The 20,274-nt window shown below is 40.6% G+C and carries 16 protein-coding genes and 2 other annotated features; of the genes, 13 read left to right on the top strand and 3 right to left on the bottom strand.

Annotated elements, in window-relative coordinates; genetic code table 11:
* Nucleotides 1-39 precede the first annotated feature (39 nt).
* Both ACSVDJ_RS09160 and ACSVDJ_RS09155 read right to left on the bottom strand, forming a co-directional pair.
* Complete coding sequence (locus ACSVDJ_RS09160; RefSeq protein ID WP_439168205.1) at nt 40-1,590, bottom strand: AbgT family transporter; 1,551 nt, start codon at nt 1,588-1,590, stop codon at nt 40-42.
* 392 nt (nt 1,591-1,982) lie between these two features.
* Nucleotides 1,983-2,207: a hypothetical protein gene (locus tag ACSVDJ_RS09155; RefSeq protein ID WP_439168203.1), complete on the bottom strand. Its 225-nt coding sequence runs from the start codon at nt 2,205-2,207 to the stop codon at nt 1,983-1,985.
* Nucleotides 2,208-2,499: 292 nt separating this feature from the next.
* Here ACSVDJ_RS09155 and ACSVDJ_RS09150 point away from each other — a divergent pair, with 292 nt between their 5' ends.
* From ACSVDJ_RS09150 to panF, 6 genes are all read left to right on the top strand, one after another.
* On the top strand, nt 2,500-3,801 hold the full coding sequence (locus ACSVDJ_RS09150; RefSeq protein ID WP_439168202.1) for a homoserine dehydrogenase: 1,302 nt from the start codon (nt 2,500-2,502) through the stop codon (nt 3,799-3,801).
* Nucleotides 3,801-4,859 carry a threonine synthase gene (gene thrC, locus ACSVDJ_RS09145; protein WP_439169056.1) on the top strand — a complete coding sequence of 353 codons (1,059 nt, stop codon included), beginning with the start codon at nt 3,801-3,803 and terminating at the stop codon, nt 4,857-4,859. Before ACSVDJ_RS09150 ends, thrC begins: the two co-directional genes overlap by 1 nt.
* Nucleotides 4,856-5,749: a homoserine kinase gene (gene thrB, locus ACSVDJ_RS09140; RefSeq protein WP_439168201.1), complete on the top strand. Its 894-nt coding sequence runs from the start codon at nt 4,856-4,858 to the stop codon at nt 5,747-5,749. The genes thrC and thrB overlap by 4 nt, the downstream gene beginning before the upstream one ends.
* A gap of 89 nt (nt 5,750-5,838) precedes the next feature.
* Nucleotides 5,839-6,597 carry an alpha/beta fold hydrolase gene (locus ACSVDJ_RS09135; protein ID WP_439168200.1) on the top strand — a complete coding sequence of 253 codons (759 nt, stop codon included), beginning with the start codon at nt 5,839-5,841 and terminating at the stop codon, nt 6,595-6,597.
* Nucleotides 6,598-6,707: 110 nt separating this feature from the next.
* A complete protein-coding gene (locus ACSVDJ_RS09130) occupies nt 6,708-6,980 on the top strand; it encodes a YhdT family protein (RefSeq protein WP_439168199.1) in 273 nt (90 codons plus the stop codon).
* Nucleotides 6,977-8,416 (top strand): sodium/pantothenate symporter, encoded by a 1,440-nt coding sequence (panF, locus tag ACSVDJ_RS09125; RefSeq protein WP_439168197.1) that lies wholly within the window; start codon nt 6,977-6,979, stop codon nt 8,414-8,416. The genes ACSVDJ_RS09130 and panF overlap by 4 nt, the downstream gene beginning before the upstream one ends.
* 2 nt (nt 8,417-8,418) lie before the next feature.
* On the opposite strand, the gene ACSVDJ_RS09120 is transcribed toward panF, so the two are convergent.
* Nucleotides 8,419-9,642 carry an EAL and HDOD domain-containing protein gene (locus tag ACSVDJ_RS09120; RefSeq protein WP_439168195.1) on the bottom strand — a complete coding sequence of 408 codons (1,224 nt, stop codon included), beginning with the start codon at nt 9,640-9,642 and terminating at the stop codon, nt 8,419-8,421.
* Between the two features lie 173 nt (nt 9,643-9,815).
* Nucleotides 9,816-10,063 (top strand) — a binding site (T-box leader).
* Between the two features lie 34 nt (nt 10,064-10,097).
* Nucleotides 10,098-10,303, top strand: a binding site (T-box leader).
* A gap of 62 nt (nt 10,304-10,365) precedes the next feature.
* On the opposite strand from ACSVDJ_RS09120, the gene trpE reads away from it, so the two are divergent.
* From trpE to ACSVDJ_RS09085, 7 genes are all read left to right on the top strand, one after another.
* A complete protein-coding gene (trpE, locus tag ACSVDJ_RS09115) occupies nt 10,366-11,745 on the top strand; it encodes an anthranilate synthase component I (RefSeq protein ID WP_439168194.1) in 1,380 nt (459 codons plus the stop codon).
* Entirely contained in the window at nt 11,742-13,355 is a 1,614-nt protein-coding gene (locus ACSVDJ_RS09110) for a bifunctional anthranilate synthase component II/anthranilate phosphoribosyltransferase (RefSeq protein ID WP_439168193.1), read from the top strand. The genes trpE and ACSVDJ_RS09110 overlap by 4 nt, the downstream gene beginning before the upstream one ends.
* The gene (trpC, locus tag ACSVDJ_RS09105) at nt 13,352-14,131 is read left to right on the top strand and encodes an indole-3-glycerol phosphate synthase TrpC (protein WP_439168192.1); all 780 of its coding nucleotides are present in this window, start codon (nt 13,352-13,354) and stop codon (nt 14,129-14,131) included. Before ACSVDJ_RS09110 ends, trpC begins: the two co-directional genes overlap by 4 nt.
* 10 nt (nt 14,132-14,141) lie before the next feature.
* Complete coding sequence (locus tag ACSVDJ_RS09100; RefSeq protein WP_439168191.1) at nt 14,142-14,753, top strand: phosphoribosylanthranilate isomerase; 612 nt, start codon at nt 14,142-14,144, stop codon at nt 14,751-14,753.
* The gene (gene trpB, locus ACSVDJ_RS09095; protein WP_439168190.1) at nt 14,750-15,958 is read left to right on the top strand and encodes a tryptophan synthase subunit beta; all 1,209 of its coding nucleotides are present in this window, start codon (nt 14,750-14,752) and stop codon (nt 15,956-15,958) included. The genes ACSVDJ_RS09100 and trpB overlap by 4 nt, the downstream gene beginning before the upstream one ends.
* Nucleotides 15,951-16,739 (top strand): tryptophan synthase subunit alpha, encoded by a 789-nt coding sequence (gene trpA / locus ACSVDJ_RS09090; RefSeq protein ID WP_439168189.1) that lies wholly within the window; start codon nt 15,951-15,953, stop codon nt 16,737-16,739. Before trpB ends, trpA begins: the two co-directional genes overlap by 8 nt.
* Before the next feature lie 741 nt (nt 16,740-17,480).
* Entirely contained in the window at nt 17,481-19,934 is a 2,454-nt protein-coding gene (locus tag ACSVDJ_RS09085) for an FAD-dependent oxidoreductase (protein ID WP_439168188.1), read from the top strand.
* Nucleotides 19,935-20,274: the final 340 nt, after the last annotated feature.

The raw sequence follows: 20,274 nt of genomic DNA, 5'->3' as shown, positions 1-20,274 counted from the left end.
AAGAACCCCCCCACAGATTGAAGGTTCACTTTATCATTTTTATTTTAAGAAAATTGGGTCTCCTGGTCCTACTGGTAGTCCTAAAAAGTACCAAGCGGCAAACATGATGATCCAGCCAATAGCAAAGAAAAAAGAGTACGGTAATAAGGCGGAGATTAACGTTCCCATGCCAATCGATTTATCGAATTTTCGTGCGAATGCTAGTAAAATGGCAAAATAGGCTAGCATAGGCGTAATCGGGTTAGTAACAGAATCACCAATTCGATAAGCCATTTGGGTAAATGCCGGGCTATAGCCTAAATACATAAACATTGGCACGAAAATAGGTCCTAACAAAGCCCATTTAGCAGAAGCGCTGGCAATAAGTAGATTAATAAATGCGCAAATAATAATAAAACCGATAATCATAGGTAAACCTGTAAAATTCATCGCTTGTAGAAGCTCCGCGCCTTTAATAGCAATGATCGGTCCTAAATTACTCCAACTAAAGAAAGCAATCATTTGAGCCGCGACAAAGGCTAGTACGATAAAAGGAGCTAAATCAGCAATGGATTTAAACATTTTTTCTGCGACATCTTTATCACTTTTTAATGTCTTTGCCCCAATGCCATAAGCTAACGCTGGAATAAAGAAGAAGAACAACATAATTGGCACAAGCGATGACATAAACGGTGAATTTAGCAGTGAGCCCGTTTCCGCGTCACGGAGCCATCCATTTTCCGGAATGATTAAAACTAATATCAGACCGATATATACAATAAACGAAATACTTGCCAATCTTAAACCGCGCTTTTCTGCCGAAGTAATTTCTTCAAGCTTTTCTACAGTTCCTGCAAATTTTCCAAACCGAGGTTCCACGAATTTAACGGTCACCCATGTAGCTATAATGACTAAGAAGAAACTAGAGGCAATTAAGAAATAATAGTTCATCGTAGCATTGCCTACATAAGTAGGGTCAACCATTTTAGCTGCTTGTTCGGTTAATCCTGCTAGTAAAACATCAAGGGAGTTAATTAACAAATTAGCGCTATATCCACCAGCTACAGAAGCGTATGTGACAACTAGTCCAACGATCGGGTTTCTGCCAACGCTCATAAAGATCAAGGCAGCGATCGGAGGAAGAACGATAAACGCAGCATCTACAGCAATATTACCAATCATCCCTGTAAATACAATGACCGGTAAAATAAGAGAAGGAGGGGCACTTAGTACGGTTCTTTTCATTAAGGCAGAAATAAGTCCAGTTGATTCAGCGAGTCCAACGCCAAGCATAATGACAATCACTAAACCTAAAGGCGGGAAAGATGTGAAGTTTCCAACCATGTTAGTTAGTATTTGAATAAGTCCCTCGCGATTTAATAAATTCACCGCTTCAATCACTTCACCACTACCAGGAGTAACAGCAGAAACGCCTAATTTCGATAAAAAATAAGAAGCAACTAAAATGATGAAAGACATGATGACAAACAATGTAACTGGATCAGGAAGTTTATTGCCTGATCGTTCAATGGCATCTAAGAACCGATCAGATAACTTTTTCTTTCCTTCTACTAACGTAACCTCTTGCCTATCTTTTTCTAGAATATTCATCGCATAACCTCCTATGATATTTAAATTTTGCGAATTTTTTAAATTATAAATCTACAACTTTTTCGATTCTATAGAAATCTGTACAAAAATACAGATGTTTTTTAGTAATAATACACAAAAATATATTTTTTGTACTCAATTTCTTACTTCAGGCTTTATTTGATTATCAATGTGGGTTCGATGTTTGTTTGCTCTTTATCAATAATTTGATAAGGGCGATCTAAAAGTTAGAGGATTGAAAGTGGAAAAAAGATGGGGCTGTCCGAAAAGGGATGATTTAGCCCAAAAAGTGAAGAAGCTAAACCCCAAGAATACTGTTAAATCAACATCCTTGAGGTTTAATTTGTGTGTTTATTAGTCGAGATTGGACTTTTTAGACAGCCTAGAGAGCATTAAGATTTTGAATTTGCCTGAGTTAACAAGGCACTTTGTACTTGGCTGATGGTCGTTTGAGCTTGAGCAATTTCAGTAGCGGCCTGTTTTAGCGCTTCTTGGGCTAATATTTCGTCAGAGGAGGATTTTTCAATTGCTTGTGTCAGTAATTCTTGTGTTAGTGCGGCATTCGCTTTCGCTTGCTTCAATTGATTAATATCGATTTGTGCTTGCTGTTGTGGCATTTGTCATTTCCCCTTTTTGAAAGTAGTCATGGTACGCTTTTATATTGTCTATGCGCCGCTATTTTATTAAATCCATTTTGAGGGAAAAAAGAATCATCAACATCATGTGAAAAACGTGATCAAACTAGCTAGAAATCACTTGAATCTCCAATGTTTTTTCTATAAAATTTAGAAAAAAGCAAAATATTATATTTTACTGAAATAATAGGTTGTCAAAGGTAAGTAATCCATATATAATGTCTACTATAGAAAAACAAATGTACACTTTAAAAATACACAGAGGTGAGGAATAGTGAAAGACAACGTAAAGGTAGGCTTATTAGGATTAGGTACGGTTGGAACAGGGGTAGTAAAGATGATTCAGCATCACCAAGAGCAGCTTGTTCATCAAGTAGGATGCCCTGTATCCATTAAAAAAGTATTAGTCAAAAACATCGGAAAATCTCGTGATGTGGAATTAGCTCAAACTCTCCTCACAACTGATCCATATGAAGTAATTAATGATTCAGAGATCGATGTAATCGTAGAAGTTATGGGTGGAGTGGAAGAAACTCGCCAATATATCATCGATGCGTTAAATGCGAAGAAGCAAGTCGTAACGGCAAACAAAGATTTAATTGCTCTTTACGGTTCTGAATTGCAAAAAGTAGCCGCAGAAAATGGCTGCGACTTATTTTATGAAGCGAGTGTCGCTGGTGGCGTTCCGATTATTAAAGGATTGGCTGATGGTTTGGCATCAGATAAAATCCAAAAAATTATGGGAATCGTCAACGGAACGACAAACTATATTTTAACGAAAATGACGAAAGACGGTTTAGCGTACGAGACAGCGTTAAAAGATGCTCAAGATTTAGGCTTTGCCGAAGCGGACCCGACGTCTGACGTCGAAGGGCTAGATGCCGCTCGTAAAATGGCGATTTTAGCTCGCTTAGCCTTCTCGATGAATATTGAGCTTGATGATGTATCAGTGAGCGGTATTTCTAGTGTGTCCAAGGAAGATTTAAAATACGGAAATACACTTGGTTATACGATGAAACTGATTGGTTACGCTGATCAAGATCAATCTCGCGCAGAAGTTAGTGTACAGCCAACATTTTTATCAAATGATCATCCACTTGCTTCTGTCAATGATGAGTATAATGCCGTATACGTATATGGAGAAGCTGTTGGCGAAACGATGTTTTACGGACCGGGTGCTGGAAGTCTTCCGACAGCGACTTCTATCGTTAGTGACGTCGTTGCTGTTGTGAAAAATATGCGTCTCGGTGTGAATGGACATAGTGCGTTAGCACCGCAATTTGAAAAACAATTGAAAACATCGAATGAACGATTTGCAAAGTATTTCATTCGTTTACATGTGCGTGATGAAGTCGGGGCTTTTTCAGAATTAACGAAGCTATTCTCTTCTAACTCCATCAGTTTTGAGAAAATTCTTCAATTACCGCTTGAGGAAGAAGGTTTGGCAGAAATTGTGATTGTTACGCATAAAGCTTCTATGGAAAACTATCAAAACGTATTAGATCAAATGAAGGATTTAGGTGTAGTACAATCACTTGAGAGCTTTTACAGAGTCGAAGGGAACGGTGCAAAATGATGTGGGAAGGCTTAATTAAAAAGTATAAAGAATTTTTACCTGTAACAGAAAATACACCAGCGTTATCTTTAATGGAAGGAAATACACCATTAATTCCGCTAGTGAATATTTCAAAAAAATTAGATGTTAACATTTATGTAAAAACAGAAGGTACGAATCCGACAGGCTCCTTTAAAGACCGTGGGATGGTGATGGCGGTTGCGAAGGCGAAGGAAGAAGGTAGCAATACGGTCATTTGTGCCTCAACAGGAAATACATCAGCAGCGGCAGCCGCTTATGCTGCTCGTGCCGGTATGCGTGCGATTATCGTCATTCCTGAAAGGAAAATTGCGATGGGTAAGCTCGCTCAAGCGATGATGTATGGAGCGGAGATTGTTTCGATTGAAGGAAACTTTGATGAAGCATTAAAAATGGTGCGTCAAATTAGCGAAAATTCGCCGATTACACTAGTAAATTCTGTGAATCCTTATCGGATTGAAGGGCAAAAAACAGCGGCATTTGAAATTTGTGACCAATTAGGAAAAGCGCCTGATATTTTAGCGATTCCAGTCGGAAATGCAGGGAACATTACGGCTTACTGGAAAGGCTTCAAAGAATATCACGAAAAATTTGGCACAGGTCTTCCGAAAATGCACGGCTTTGAAGCAGAAGGGGCAGCAGCGATCGTGAAGGACATGGTGATTGAGCAACCAGAAACGATTGCCACAGCGATTCGTATCGGAAACCCTGCGAGCTGGGATAAAGCAGTAGCAGCGCGCGATGAGTCTGGCGGAAAAATTGATTTAGTGACGGATGCAGAAATTTTAGAAGCGTTTGAAATGATCACGAAAGAAGAAGGAATCTTTGCAGAGCCGGCTTCTTGTGCATCGATTGCCGGCATCATTAAGCATCGTAAATCAGGCGACATTCCAGCTGGCGCAACGATTGCGGCCGTGTTAACTGGAAACGGCTTAAAGGACCCACAAACAGCGATCGAGCGCATTACGAAAAAGCCAGTTGTCCTTCCGAACGATGAGAAAGCTGTGTTTGATTATATTGAAGGAGTGGTTCGTGCATGAGTGTAGCACCTGTAACGATGAAGGTGCCGGCTAGCACGGCTAACTTAGGGCCGGGGTTCGATTCCCTCGGCCTTGCTTTTAATCTTTATTTAACCCTTCATATCACTCCAGCAGAATCATGGTCGTTTGAACATCGATCCGAGATTTTAGCGGGCCTTCCAAACGACGAAAGTCATTTAGTGTATCAAGTGGCGAAACAAACAGCTGATACATATGGTGCGGATTTACCGCCGTTACAGATCGTGATGGAGAGTGAAATCCCACTCGCTCGCGGGTTAGGAAGCAGTGCTGCAGCGATTGCAGCGGGCATTGAAATTGCTGATTGTTACGCGAACTTGCAGCTGTCAAAAGAAGAGAAATTAAAAATCGGCAATCGATTCGAAGGGCATCCAGATAATATCGGTGCCTCTATATTTGGTGGAATGGTGGCAGGTGTATCCATTAGCGAGGAAGCAGAGATCGTTCATCTTCCTGCACCAGAAATGGATCTTGTCGTCATTATACCTCCATATGAATTAAAAACAGAGGATGCTCGTCGGGTGCTTCCCGATGCCTTTACAAGAATGCAAGCTGTGGAGGCAAGTGCAGTCGCTAATGTATTGCTAGCAGCCTTATCTGTTAAAAACTACCCATTGGCTGGTCAAATGATGGAAAAAGATCTTTTTCATGAGCCTTATCGGACAGTGCTCATCAAAGAGTTTACAGACGCTAGAAAGCTAGCGAAAGAAGCCGGGGCTTATGCCACTGTGATTAGTGGAGCAGGTCCGACGATTTTAACTTTTGCTCCAGTCGGCAAAGGAAAAAAGGTCGCTGACATCTTTCGCCAGGTGTTTCAAGATTGTGATGTTCAACAATTACAAATTGAAAAGAACGGCATTCAATACGTATAAAAAGGAAAAGTCCATGAGGGGCTTTTCCTTTTTTGTATCGTCTAGTAAGCAATGTTCATACTAAGAGAAAAGGAAAGGGTGTGTTTTATATGCCTTATGCTGAAATCGAAAATCGCCGAATTTACTATGAGACAGCAGGGGAGGGGCCTGCGGTTCTTTTCGTTCACCCACCAGGTATGAGTCAGTTCGTTTTTTGTAAACAGTATCCTTTAAAGGAGAAAATGAAGTTGATCTTGATCGATTTAAACGGGCATGGCCATAGTGAATCCTCTGTATTAGGCGATATGAACAGCTTTGTACAAGACATTTCAGCCGTTCAATCGGCGGTGAAAGAAGAAAAAATCTTTTTATTTGGTTATTCAGCAGGAGGCACGATCGTTCAACAGTATGCCCTTGCTTATCCGAATAAAGTGAAGGGGCTGATCCTTGCTAGTGGATATCCAAAAGTGGCTGATTTTTTATTTAAAGCGGAGCATCGAGTCGGTATTCAACTTGCAGAAAAGGCTCCTTCAATACTCGCAAAAATGATTTCAAGCAGCCATTTTGAGAGGAAAGAGGAGAAGAAGTTGATGCATCAAGCGATGATGAAAGCGGATCGTCATCTATGGAAACGATTTTATCAATTGTCTTTACATAGTGACTTTACGAGTCAATTGTCCTCTTGGCAGCTACCTGTATTATCATTGTATGGAGGGAAATCACCGGTTGTTAATAAGTACAGTCGCTACTATCGAACGATGCCAAACAGCCAGGTCGTGTTCATTGAACAAGCCACTCACCAGCTACCATCGAAATTTTCGACAGAAGTCAATCCGTTACTTACAGAATTTGTCGAGCAATGGAGATGAATTTTTCCCCTGTTTCCAAAAAACTGTATTGCATCCTACAAATCCTTATCGTAAGGTAAACAAAGGGCTGTCATTCATACTGTTTTAGAGAGAAAAAGGGGGAAAACGGATTGAAGAATAGACAAGATCCACGTTTTGTGATCGCTAAAAAAGAGGCTTGGATTGGGATCGTTTTAGTGATCATTAACTTCATTTGGTGGTATGGCTTTGCGTTTGGGCTTGGGGCAGCGCCAGTGGAGGAGTATACATATGTATTAGGATTACCAGCTTGGTTTTTTTATAGCTGTGTCGTCGGACTTGTGCTAATGGTGGTGCTCGTTACGGTTGTTGTAAAGGTATTCTTTAAAGAAGTGCCTTTTGATGAGGATGGTGATCGACTGTGAACATGGCGGTCATTTTGCCTTTATTATTATTTTTAATTATTATCTTTTGCATTGGCATCTATGCGTCGAAGTATGTGCAAAGCTCGTCTTCGTTTGTTCAGGAATATTTTCTAGGAAGCAGGGAGCTCGGAGGATTTATTTTGGCGATGACGATGGCAGCGACGTATGGAAGTGCCTCTAGTTTTTTAAGTGGTCCAGGTGCGGCTTATAACTACGGATTAGCCTGGGTGCTTCTTGCGATGAGTCAAGTAGCGACTGGCTATTTTGTGCTGATGATTTTAGGGAAGAAGTTTGCGATTATGGCCCGGCAATATGAGGCGATTACATTGGTCGATTTTCTCTATGCTCGCTATAAAAGCCAACTTGTTGTTGTGTTGGCGGCTGTTAGTATTATTATCTTTTTATTTTCGGCGATGGCGGCTCAATGGATTGGTGGTGCTCGGTTAGTCGAGTCGATGACAGGCCTTTCGTATACGACCGCGTTAATCATTTTTGCGGTTTCGGTCTTAATTTATGTCATTATCGGTGGCTTTCGAGCGGTAGCGATTACGGACATGGTTCAAGGAATCATCATGGTTGTAGGAACGTTCATTTTATTCATTGCGGCTTTAAAAGCAGGTGGAGGTATGGAGAACATTATGGGGACGCTTCGAGAGGAGAATCCGAATTTACTTACTCCGTATGGACATGATCAAAGTTTAACGCCATTGTTTATCTCCTCATTTTGGATTTTAGTCGGTGTTGGGGTCGTTGGTCTCCCACAAGTGGCCGTTCGAGCGATGAGTTATAAAAATGCCAAGGCGATGCATCGAGCGGTGATCATCGGAACGGTTGTCGTTGGTGTCATTATGTTAGGGATGCATTTGATCGGAGTGATGGCCCGAGCGATCGTTCCAGGAATTACAGTCGGTGACAAAGTCATGCCGGAGCTTGCGATGACGATTATGCCCGATTGGTTAGCGGGGATTGTACTTGCCGCTCCGATGGCGGCGATTATGTCAACAGTTGATTCTTTGCTTTTGCTCGTTTCTTCAGCGATTATTAAAGATTTATACTTACATTTTATCAATAAACACGCAGAGGAAAAGAAGATTAAAACGCTTAGTTTGTGGGTCACAGCCATCATTGGTATCATCGTCTTTGTTGTGGCCTTGAATCCACCGAATTTGATCATTTGGTTAAATTTATTTTCATTTGGTGGATTAGAGGCGGTCTTTATTTGGTCGATAATTTTTGCGTTGTATTGGAAGAGAGCCAATGGAGCAGGTGCGGTCGCTTCGATGATTTCAGGGATGTTATCTTATATTTTATTCCATTCTTTTTATCCAAATGCGTTAGGAATGCATACGGTCGTCTTACCTATCCTCATTTCATTCATTGTATTTGTTCTAGTGACATTTTTTACGACAACGAAACGAGAAAAACACCGAGCTTAATTTCAGCTTGGTGTTTTTTCTAATAGTTGATCACTCCATCGGATCGCTTCGTTGTAACAGGTGAACAGTACATCTTCTTCCCATTGTAGCTGTGAGCAAAAGTCACTTGCTACTAACCAGTTGCCTGTTTCTACAGATTTAATCAACTGTAGAGCTTTAGAAAAGTGGTTTTCTTTTAACAATAAAGCTTCTTTTATCTCAAGGTCGATCGGTAATTCGGCTAAAATATTTTCCATCGGTTTCCCTAAAAGTGCATCGATCATGGAGAACATACCGAGCAGGAAAAACTGTGAAGCAGGTTGATCTAGAAAATAATTCCTGGCTAATTGTTCAAGTGTTTTTGCTCGAACGAGAGAGGTTCGCATCACCTCTTCGGAACACATTTGTTTATTCGCATTCATCATGATAAAAGTAATCCACTTTTTTAATTCGTCTAACCCGATGAGCATAATCGCTTGATGAATCGTTTTGACTTTTTCCCTTTGAATGAAGGCTGTTTTATTTAATAGCTTGAGCAGCTGATAAGACAGCGATAAATTTCCTTCAATGAGCTGAGCGATTTTTTTGATATCTGGTGAAATCGTAGTCATTTCATTTAAAATTACTGCGTAATTATTATAAAATTCCGGTATTGGATCTCCGCTAAGTAAAGCGGGTTTGGAAAAGAAAAATCCTTGAAATAAAGAGAAGCCTTCTTCTATTGCTTGTTGAAACTGTTCTCTCGTCTCTACTTTTTCAGCCAGCCAACGAACATTATATGATTGCAATTCTTTCATCATTCGTTGGCGCTCATGTTTCGGTGTTTGCAAAAAGTCGACTTTGATAATATGAACGAGTGGAACTAATTGTTTGTTTTTTTTATGTAAAACATAATCATCAAGGGCGAGTGTGTAGCCCTTTTCTTTTAGTTTCTGACAAGATCGGATCAGTTTTTCGGAAGATTCAACATCCTCTAAAATCTCGATAACAATTTTACGTTTTTCTAAAAATGAAGGCGGGTCAATCAACAATAAATTTTCGGTAAAGTTAATAAACAGCATCTTGCCCTCAGATAATCGATCAATTCCAATATTGAGTAAGCTGTTTTTTAATAATTCTAATGTGGCTTGATCACCGTTTGTGATATTTGCAAATGCTTGTCCCTTTTGATTGCGGTAAAGTAATTCATAGGCGACCGTTTCTTCATTGTTATTAAATATTGGTTGCCTAGCGACATAAACTGTCATATAAACACCTCGCTTATATAAGGTGTATTTTACTATTAATTTTGTATTAAGGATATACATTTTTTGTAGAAAATCACGAAAAAAGAATAATTTCGAATAATTTTTTTAGAAAAAACAGTTGACTTCCTAAATGTTTATGTAATATGATTATTTCAACAATTTGATCGTACATGAAATGAGCATTGACGAAGAAGAGTAGTTATCATGAATGCTTCAGAGAGCTGGTGGTTGGTGAGAACCAGCGCAGGAGTGATAGTGAATGGCCTTCCGAGCTTCTAGACCGAACCCTGTATTGGCAGTAGGCTCTAGCGAACGTCTTATCGTTACAAAAGACATGCATTATAAGCGTTTAGCTTCGATGCAGATGGAGTGGATTGTGTAAACAATCAATAAAGGTGGCACCACGGCTCCCGTCCTTTGCGATGGGGGTCTTTTTGTGTTTTTTTAATAAATATAATAACTCGATGATCAAGAAGAGTAAGTTAGGTAGATGCGTAACAGAGAGCCGGAAGAGGTGAGAGCCGGTACGCGAAAGCTAACTGAATGGACTTGTGAGTGGTAGAAGGAAATGACTACCCGGTTTCCACCGTTAACAGGGATGTAAAAGAGGGAGCAATATCGCTCCAATGTGAGGTGGCACCGCGGTATGATCGTCCTCCATAGTTATGAAAATGTCATGACTATGGAGGACTTTTTTATTTTCAAATATTAATGAGGTGAAAGATGATGAATTATAAATTAAAAGAACTTGAAGGAGATATGTTAACTCCGATTATGCTCTATCATCAAATGAAAGGGGAGAAAAAGTTTTTACTAGAAAGCTCTTATAAGCATGAACAAAGTGGGCGCTATTCTTTTTTAGGGATGAATCCAACGAAAGAATATCGAGCGATAGGGACAGCGATCGAGGTGATTGACCATCAATCAGAAACGGTCGAACCATTCCAAGGCCATAGCTTGAAACAGCTAAAAGAGATGCTACAAGTGCAAAACGAAGCGCAACCCTTTCCTTTTTTCGGCGGAGCAGTCGGTTATATCGGTTATGATGTCATGTTTCTCGATGAAGTGATTGGTGATGTATTGGAAGATGAGCTACAGATGCCAGATGTTCATTTTATGTTTTATTCGACTTTTTTGGTGTATGACCATCTTCTGCAAAAAGTGACGATTGTCGCCGTTGATCTTTTCGGTAATCGCAGTGAAGCAGAACTAGAAGAAGAGATCATTGAGTATGAACAAATGATCAGCATACAGGCCAACCCTCCTTCCGTAGAGGTAATCGAGTCGTTGCAGTTCCAAGGCAATTTGACGAAGCAACAATTTAGCGAAATGGTGAACAAAGCGAAAGATCATATTATTCGCGGCGATATTTTTCAAGTGGTGTTATCACAAAGATTATCGTCTGAATTTACCGGCAATCCTTTTTCTTTGTATCGAAAGCTAAGAACGTCGAATCCTTCTCCGTACATGTTTTTCGTAGATTTTAAAGACTATACAGTACTTGGCGCTTCTCCGGAAAGTTTAATAAGTGTGAGAGGTCAAAAGGTGATCACGAATCCAATCGCCGGTACAAGACGAAGAGGGACGAACGAGCAGGAGGATCAATTGCTTGAAACCGAGCTTCTCAATGATGAAAAAGAAATAGCTGAACATCGTATGCTCGTAGATCTAAGTCGAAATGATCTTGGGAAAGTATGCGAAATCGGAAGCGTTCATTTGACGAAATATCAGAAGATTGAAAAATATAAACATGTGATGCATATCGTGTCAGAAGTAAGTGGCACGCTTCAAGCAGAGATTCACCCAGTTGAAGCGCTATCCTCTTGTTTACCGGCTGGCACAGTATCAGGAGCTCCGAAAATTCGCGCGATGCAAATCATCAATGAACTTGAAGGTGTGAAACGTGGATTATATGCCGGAGCGGTCGGTTATATTTCATCCAATGGCGATTTAGACTTCGCCCTTGCGATCCGGACGATGATTGTCAAAGAAAATAAAGCGTATGTCCAAGCGGGCGCAGGGATTGTGTATGATTCGATCCCAAAAGCCGAGTATGAAGAAACGATGCATAAAGCGAAAGCATTATTGGAGGTTAAATCATGATTTTATTAATCGATAACTACGACTCTTTTACGTATAACTTATACCAACAAATCGCTTCTTTAGGGAAGCATGTACGGGTGATTCGCAATGATGAATGTACGCTTGAAGAGATTGAAAAAATGGCGCCGGAAGCGATTGTGCTTTCACCAGGTCCTGGCACGCCGAAAGAAGCGGGGATTTGTATGGAAGTCGTTCGCAGCTTCTATCATCGCATTCCGATCTTAGGCATTTGTCTTGGACATCAAGCGATTGCGGCTGCGTTTGGAGCGGATATCGTGCAAGCGAAAACGATCAAGCACGGGAAAGTGTCATTGATTAAACACGAAGGGAAAGATCTTTTCTCCTCTTTTAATGGCCCGCTATCAGTAATGCGCTATCATTCCTTGTCTATCGATCAAGCGACCTTACCGCAAAAGTTAGAGGTGTTGGCCGTTTCTACCGATGATGAAGAAATCATGGCGATTCGTCATAAGGAGTATCCGGTGTATGGACTGCAATTCCACCCAGAATCGATCGGGACAAAAGCAGGCAGCGAGCTCGTTCAGCAATTTTTTCAACAGTACAGAAAGGAGAAAAATATGAAGAACTATTTGCTCAAATTGGCCGATCAACAAGCGCTTAAGGAAGAAGAAATGATGAATGCGATCGAAGAGATTTTACAAGATGAGGCAACGGAAGGAGAAATCGCCGCTTTTCTAGTCGCGTTAAAATCAAAGGGCGAAACAGTCGATGAAATCGCTTCTTTAGTTAACGTCCTTAGAAAAAATTCGCTTGGAACGAGCAAACGGTTCATGAATGTGATGGACAATTGTGGAACGGGAGGCGATGGTTCACAAAGCTTTAATATTAGCACAACATCGGCGTTCGTCCTTGCGGGGGCAGGAGTGAAAGTCGCGAAGCACGGAAACCGCAGCGTCTCTAGTAAAACTGGGAGTGCCGATGTGCTCGAGCATTTAGGAATTTCCCTCGATTATTTAGAAGGAGAGACTGATTACTTATTAGAGGAAAATGGGATCGCCTTTTTGTTCGCTCCTCATGTTCATCCGAAGTTAAAGCGAGTGATGAAAGTGCGGCGAGATTTGAAAATCCCAACCATTTTTAATTTGATTGGGCCGTTAACGAATCCAGTCGAGCTCGATACGCAATTACTCGGCATCTATCGCCGGGATATGCTTGATATGATGGCGAGTGTTCTCGATCGATTAGGGCGGAAAAGAGCAGTGGTCATTAATGGAGCAGGGTTTATGGATGAAGCCTCCCTCGCTGGTGAAAACCACCTGATGTTGTTGGAAGAAGGGAAAACGAAAAAAATGATTATTACTCCAGAAGACGTAGGATTACCAACATACAACTTAGAAGCGATTCGAGGCGGCGAAGCAAAAGAAAATGCGGATATTTTAAAACGAGTGCTAGAAGGGGAAAAAGGAGCTGCGCGCGATACCGTATTATTAAATGCAGGTATTGGATTGTTTGCGAACGGAAAGGCATCAACGATTCAAAAAGGTATTCAGCTCGCGAAGGAAAGCATAGATTCAGGAGCGGCTTTATCGAAATTACACTTTTTAATTGAGCATTCAAAACGTCAGCAGAAAGTAGGGATTACAGGATGACGATCACTATATTAGACAGAATATTAGCAAAAAAGAAAGAGGAAGTTGAGCAGTTGAAAGGGAATGTTCAAAAACAAGTGAACTCTTCAAATAGAAGAAAGGCTTCCTTGTATGAAGCGTGTATGCAATCTACCACAATGAATCTGATTGCTGAAATTAAACGAGCTTCTCCTTCTAAAGGAGCGATCAATTTAAATGTTAATCCACAACAACAGGCACAGTTGTATGAAAGTAGTGGAGCAGATGCCATTTCCGTTTTAACCGATGAACCGTTTTTTAAAGGAACGATGGACGATTTGCGAAGCGTTCGTGAGAAGGTGAATGGACCGATTCTTTGTAAAGACTTTATTATCGATCCGATTCAAATCGATCGAGCGGAACAAGCAGGTGCGAACGTTATTTTATTGATTGCGGCAGCTCTTCAGCAACAACAACTTCAGGAGCTATATGAGTATGCGAAGGAAAGAGCGCTGGATGTTCTGCTTGAAGTGCATAATGAGGAAGAAATGGAAAGAGCACTAGCCATCAACGCCAAGATCATTGGCATTAATAATCGAGATTTAAATACATTTCAAGTCGATTTAGCGACGACTGAACGCTTGCTTCAAGCTTATGATCAGCCAGACATCGTGTTTGTATCAGAAAGTGGGATTCAAACGAAGGAAGATGTCGAGCGTGTTCGAGATGCAGGGGCAAGAGCGATTTTAGTTGGTGAAACATTGATGAAAAGCAGTGACATTCCTCATACGATCGATGAGTTGAAAATTAGGTTGTGAGGTGAGTGAGGTGAAGGTGAAAATTTGTGGGATTCAAGACGTGGACACCGCAATATACGCCCAACAAATAGGGGCGGATTATATTGGATTCGTCTTTGCCGAAAGCAAGCGACAAGTGTCTGTTGAACGAACAGCTGCCATATCCAATCATTTATACAAAGGACCGTTAAAAGTAGGCGTGTTTGTCAATGAGGATGTCAAACGAGTAGAAGAAATCGCTGAGGCTGCTTCTCTCGATATCATTCAGCTACATGGAGATGAGTCACCAGCATACGCCAGAAAATTAACGCGTCCAGTCATAAAAGCGTTTAGTTATTCACCACAGCTTTCAATGAAAGAGGTGCTTGCTTACCCAGCAGATTTAATATTGCTAGATAGCGCTAAAGGCCCGTATCGAGGAGGAAATGGAACGACATTTAATTGGAGTTTGCTTGCAAGTGAAACTTTTGATCGCACAAGGCTCATTTTAGCAGGTGGTCTTCATCCTGATAATGTACAAGAAGCGATGACAATGATTCATCCAGCGGTGGTTGATGTCTCAAGTGGTGTTGAAACAAACGGTGTGAAAGATTGGACAAAAATGAAAGCATTTATCGATCAAGCGAAAGGAGTAGGTCAATGATGACTGTATATACACAACCCGATTCAAAGGGGAAGTTCGGAATATTTGGAGGAAGGTACGTACCAGAAACATTAATGAAAGCAGTGATTGAGTTAGAAGAAGCGTATGAACAAGCGAAGCAAGATCCATCATTCGTTGAAGAATTAAACGGCTACTTAAAAGACTATGTCGGCCGAGAAAATCCGTTATATTTTGCACGGAATTTAACGAAAAGAATCGGTGGTGCGAAGATTTATTTAAAGCGCGAAGATTTGAATCATACAGGGGCTCATAAAATTAATAATACGATTGGCCAAGGGTTGCTTGCGCTTCGAATGGGCAAAAGAAAAGTCGTAGCAGAAACGGGCGCTGGCCAGCATGGAGTGGCGACAGCGACGATCTGTGCATTACTGAATCTTGAATGTGTGATTTTTATGGGAGAAGAAGATATGAAACGGCAACAGTTAAACGTGTTCCGAATGGAGCTATTAGGAGCGAAAGTGATTGGCGTGAGTCAAGGGAGCGGGACGTTGAAAGATGCAGTGAATGAAGCTCTGCGCTATTGGGTTTCTCATGTGGAAGATACCCATTATATTATGGGGTCTGTCCTTGGCCCGCATCCGTTTCCGCAAATGGTTCGTGATTTTCAAAGTGTCATCGGAAAAGAAACGAAAGCGCAAATGCTGGAAAAAGAAGATGGACTTCCGAATGCGGTCGTCGCATGTATCGGTGGAGGAAGTAACGCGATGGGCATGTTTTACCCGTTTATTGATGATAAAGAAGTTCAATTATATGGAGTGGAAGCTGCTGGGAGTGGAATCGAAACCGATCAACATGCCGCGTCCTTAACGAAAGGTTCTGTCGGAGTATTGCATGGCAGCAAAATGTATGTATTGCAAGATGAAGCTGGTCAAATTCAAGAAGCGCATTCCATTTCGGCGGGATTAGATTACCCAGGAGTCGGTCCTGAGCATAGCTTGTTAAAGGAAATCGGCCGAGTGAATTATGAAGCGGTGGCTGATGAAGAAGCACTAGATGGCTTTAAGTTATTAACGCAAACAGAAGGCATTATCCCTGCGCTAGAAAGCTCTCATGCCGTCGCTTATGCTGTTAAGCTTGTAGCTTCAATGTCAAAAGAAGAGACAGTGGTCATTTGTTTATCGGGACGTGGAGATAAAGATGTGGCAGCGATTCAAGAGAGATTAGGAGGATCATATAATGAGTAAAGAAAAAATAAAATTCGCTTTTCAAACGCTAAATGAACGAAATAAAAAAGCCTTTGTTGCTTATATTATGGCAGGTGATGGCGGCTTACATCAATTGAAGAATCAAATGCTTTATTTGCAACAGATTGGAGTCACATTGATTGAAGTAGGCATTCCTTTTTCAGACCCAGTAGCAGATGGCCCTGTGATTCAAGAAGCTGGAAAACGGGCCCTGCAGCAACAAGTGACCTTGAAAAAAGTATTAGATGAACTACGAAATATAAAAAATGATCTCCACATTCCGTTTGTGTTAATGACGTATTTCAATCCTGTCTACCGATATGGAGTCGAACAATTTGCTTATGATGCGGCATCGGCGGGAGTATCCGGTGTAATTATTCCGGATGTGCCGCTAGAAGAAGAGGAGGAAGTAAAACCTTCATTGGATCAACATGATCTTGCCCTGATTCGTTTAGTGACTTTAACAAGTCCAATTGAGCGAATCAAGCGCATCACAGAAGGGGCAGAAGGATTTATTTATGCTGTCACGGTTAAAGGAATTACAGGGGTAAGATCTAATTTTCAAGAGGAGGTGTATCAATTTTTGCAGCGCATTAAAGTAGAAGCGAAAGTACCTGTTCTTGCTGGATTTGGTATTTCTTCAAAAGAGCAAGCGCAGGAGCTAGGGCAACATGGTGATGGAGTAATTGTTGGCAGTCAAATTGTTCAGCTATTTCATGAAGGGCGACGAGAGGAGATTGCTAAACTATTGCCGGAACCGACTTTGTATGCGCGCGAATGATCTCATCTAAAATGGAATTTGGAGGGTGGCTGTATATAAGAGATTACCCTCCAATTCCATTTTTTATTTAAAAGATGAAAGGTCCATTTTGTAAAAATATTGAATAGTAGTTTTAGAATAAATTAGATATTTATGTTAAAGTTGGGATAGGATTATGAAAGTCTGTACTTCACAAATGTTTGGGGACTACCTTTTTGTAAGGGGAAGAAATCGAGGTGAGTAATAATAGGCTTATTTTTTGAAAAAGCTAGCAGTCAAAGTAAGAATCAAAAATTGTTTGTAAAGGCATTTATAGTTTTAATAGTATTAGACATCGTAAATAACTTTTTGCTCCATTGGTCTTGGTTTAGTGTAATTTCTATTTGTTTGTACATTGTATTTATAATACTTTTCATAAGGGAAATTATGAAGAGAAAAAACAATAATGGGTAACATATAGATTACATTAGAGTACTTTCAATAATCGGGCGTGATTGTTGAACAACATAGATAGAAATAATCAAATTTTTTTATAAAAACTAAACTTAAATCTGTTGGGGAAGAATCCATTTTGATCAAAGATTTTTTCGAAATGGATTCTTTTTATTTATTTCGAGGTTACATCTGTAAACAAAAATACTCAATGGGGTATTTGACAAAAACAAAAAAAGCGTTTAACATACAATTAGAAAATAAGTGAGGGGAAATTTTTTTGTTATTTAAAATACCCCTATATGTATAAAAGGGATGGAGGAATCGTACATGAAGAAAATTGTGATTATCGGTGGAGCAGCTGGAGGTGCAACAGCGGCAGCACGCTTGCGTCGAATTGATCCACAAGCAGAAATTATCTTGTTTGAAAAAGGAGAATACATTTCCTATGCGAGCTGTGGCTTGCCTTATTATATTGGTGACATGGTCCCACAACGTGATTCCTTACTGGTCCAAACCGTAGAAGGAATGACGAAAAGATATCATTTAGACATTCGTATTGAAACAGAAGTAACAAACATTGATCGCCCAAATCAAACGATTACGGCCAAACATGTGAAAACGGGGAAGCAGTATGAAGAAACATATGATGTGCTCATTTTAGCGACAGGTGCTACTCCGATTGTTCCTAATATTTCAGGTATCGATCAAGCGAACAATGTATTTACATTGAAGACAATTCCCGACGCGGACGCGATTAAAAATTGGATGAAGGAAAAAGAACCAACTCAAGCTGTCGTTCTCGGTGGAAGCTTGACTGCAATTGAACTCGCTGAAAACTTACAAAAGCGTGGGTTACAAGTGACGGTCGTTGAAGCTCATTCGCAGTTGGCATCATTTCTCGATGAAGAAATAGCCGCACTTGTACACCAAAAATTACGTGATCAAGACATTAATGTCGTCTTAGGTCAACGAGTTCAGCATATGGACAATGAAGGGCAACAATTAACGTTACAGGATGGAAGTGTTCTAACAAGTGATATGACGATCGTCGCTATCGGCTTCACCTCTGAAAGTGAATTAGCGAAACGAGCAGGACTAGAAATAGGAGAACATGGCGGAGTGAACGTTAACGCTCACTTACAAACGACGGATTCAGTAATTTATGCCATTGGTGATGTGGTTGAAGCTAGTGAGTTGCCGTCTGCTTCTTTCACGAATCGTCAAGGAAGAGCTGTAGCGGATCATATTTATGGAAAGAACGTGCCATATAGCGGCTCGATCGGCACGATAGCAACGAAGCTATTTGATTTAACTGTTGCTGCGACAGGTAGAAACGAAAAGACGTTGCAAGCACTAAATGTTCCATATGAAGCGGTGCATATTCACCCAGCTTCTCAAGCAGGATACTATATCGGGGGCAGCCCGATTACATTGAAGATGACGTTCCATCCAGAAACAGGAGAAATTTACGGTGCGCAAGCGATCGGATTAACGGGCGTGGACAAAAGAATTGATGTCATTGCGACAGCGATTAAGGCAAAAATGAATGTGTTTGATCTACAGGACCTTGAGCTGATTTCTGCACCTGCCTTCTCTACGCCGAAAGATCCAGTGAATATGCTCGGTTATGTAGCCGGCAATATTGTAGAGGGAGAAGCAAAGCCTGCTCATGTGCTGCAAGTAGATGAGATTATTGCAAAAGAAGGAACGGTAATCGACGTTCGTGAACCGTTAGAGCGTGAAATGGGTTATATAGAAGGAAGTGAAAATATTTCGCTCGGTGAGTTGAAAACGAGATTAATTGAAATTCCGAAAGATCAGCCTGTGTATGTTTCCTGCCAAGTAGGACAAAGAGGATATTTAGCATCCAATCTATTAAAAGAAAATGGATTTGATGTGTATAACGTCAGCGGCGGCTATAAAATGTATGCAAGCATGAAACGCGATCAAGAAGAGCGGCAACAACCAATTCAAACGAAAGTAGTAGGTGAACAACAACCGATGGCCCAAACTAATCAGCCAATGACAGGTGATGTTAAAGTAGATGTCCAATTAAATTGTATGGGGCTTCAATGTCCAGGACCGATTAGTCAAGTGTTCCAAACGATGAACAAAATGAACGATCGTGAAGTGTTAGAAGTAAAAGTAACCGATCCAGGCTTCATTACAGATATTAAAGCATGGTGTAGTAAAACAGGGAACACCTTCTTAAAAAATGAAACGGTGGACGGAGCAACTGTCGTATATGTCCAAAAAGGAGCGGCTCATCAAGAGCAAACAGCGAATATTCCATCAGTAGCTAGCGGTCCTAAAGGAGCGACACTTGTGGTATTTGACCAAGACCTTGATAAAGCGATTGCTTCCTTTATTATTGCTACAGGCGCAGCAGCAATGGGCAAGAAAGTCACGATGTTCTTTACTTTCTGGGGATTAAATATTTTACGCCGAGAAGAAGCGGTTTCTCAAGAAGGAAAAGACTTCATTGAAAAAATGTTCAGTAAAATGATGCCACGCGGGCCGAAACAGCTACCGATTTCTAATATGAACATGGGCGGAATGGGTTCAAAAATGATTCGTACAGTAATGGAGAAGAAAAACGTCGACAGTCTAGAGAAGCTAATGGCAACAGCAATGGAACTTGGAGTTGAAATTACAGCTTGTGCGATGAGTATGGACGTGATGGGAATTCGAGAACATGAGTTAATTGATGGCGTTCAAATTGGCGGTGTCGCTGCTTACCTCGGCCAAGCCGAAGATTCCAACGTCAACTTGTTTATTTAGTTGTAAAGAGAAGTTGTCCTCTTTTCTAGAGCAGCTTCTTTTTTAGTTAATGAATAGAAGTCTCGCTGTTTACGAAAACGTTTAGAAAATATGGAAATTAGTAAGAATAGAGTGAAGAGTATAAAGCAGAAAAAAACGTCCTTAAAGCAGGTAAAATCAAGCTAAATGAAAACTTACTGATTTAATTTAAGATTTTTATAAAAAAGGATTGGAATTTCTAAGCAACAGTAGTAAGATGGTACATGAAAAAAAGATGCCGCTCTATAAATACGGGGAAATAGCAAAAAAACAGTAGGATTAGAAAGTATATTAATATAACGAATGTTTCGTAAATATATTT

This window comes from Bacillus sp. Hm123 (genome assembly GCF_051842975.2).
Taxonomy (GTDB): Bacteria; Bacillota; Bacilli; order Bacillales; family Domibacillaceae; genus Bacillus_CE.
The sequence above is the reverse complement of the archived record's forward strand: the minus strand, read 5'-3'. Positions and strand labels throughout refer to the sequence as shown.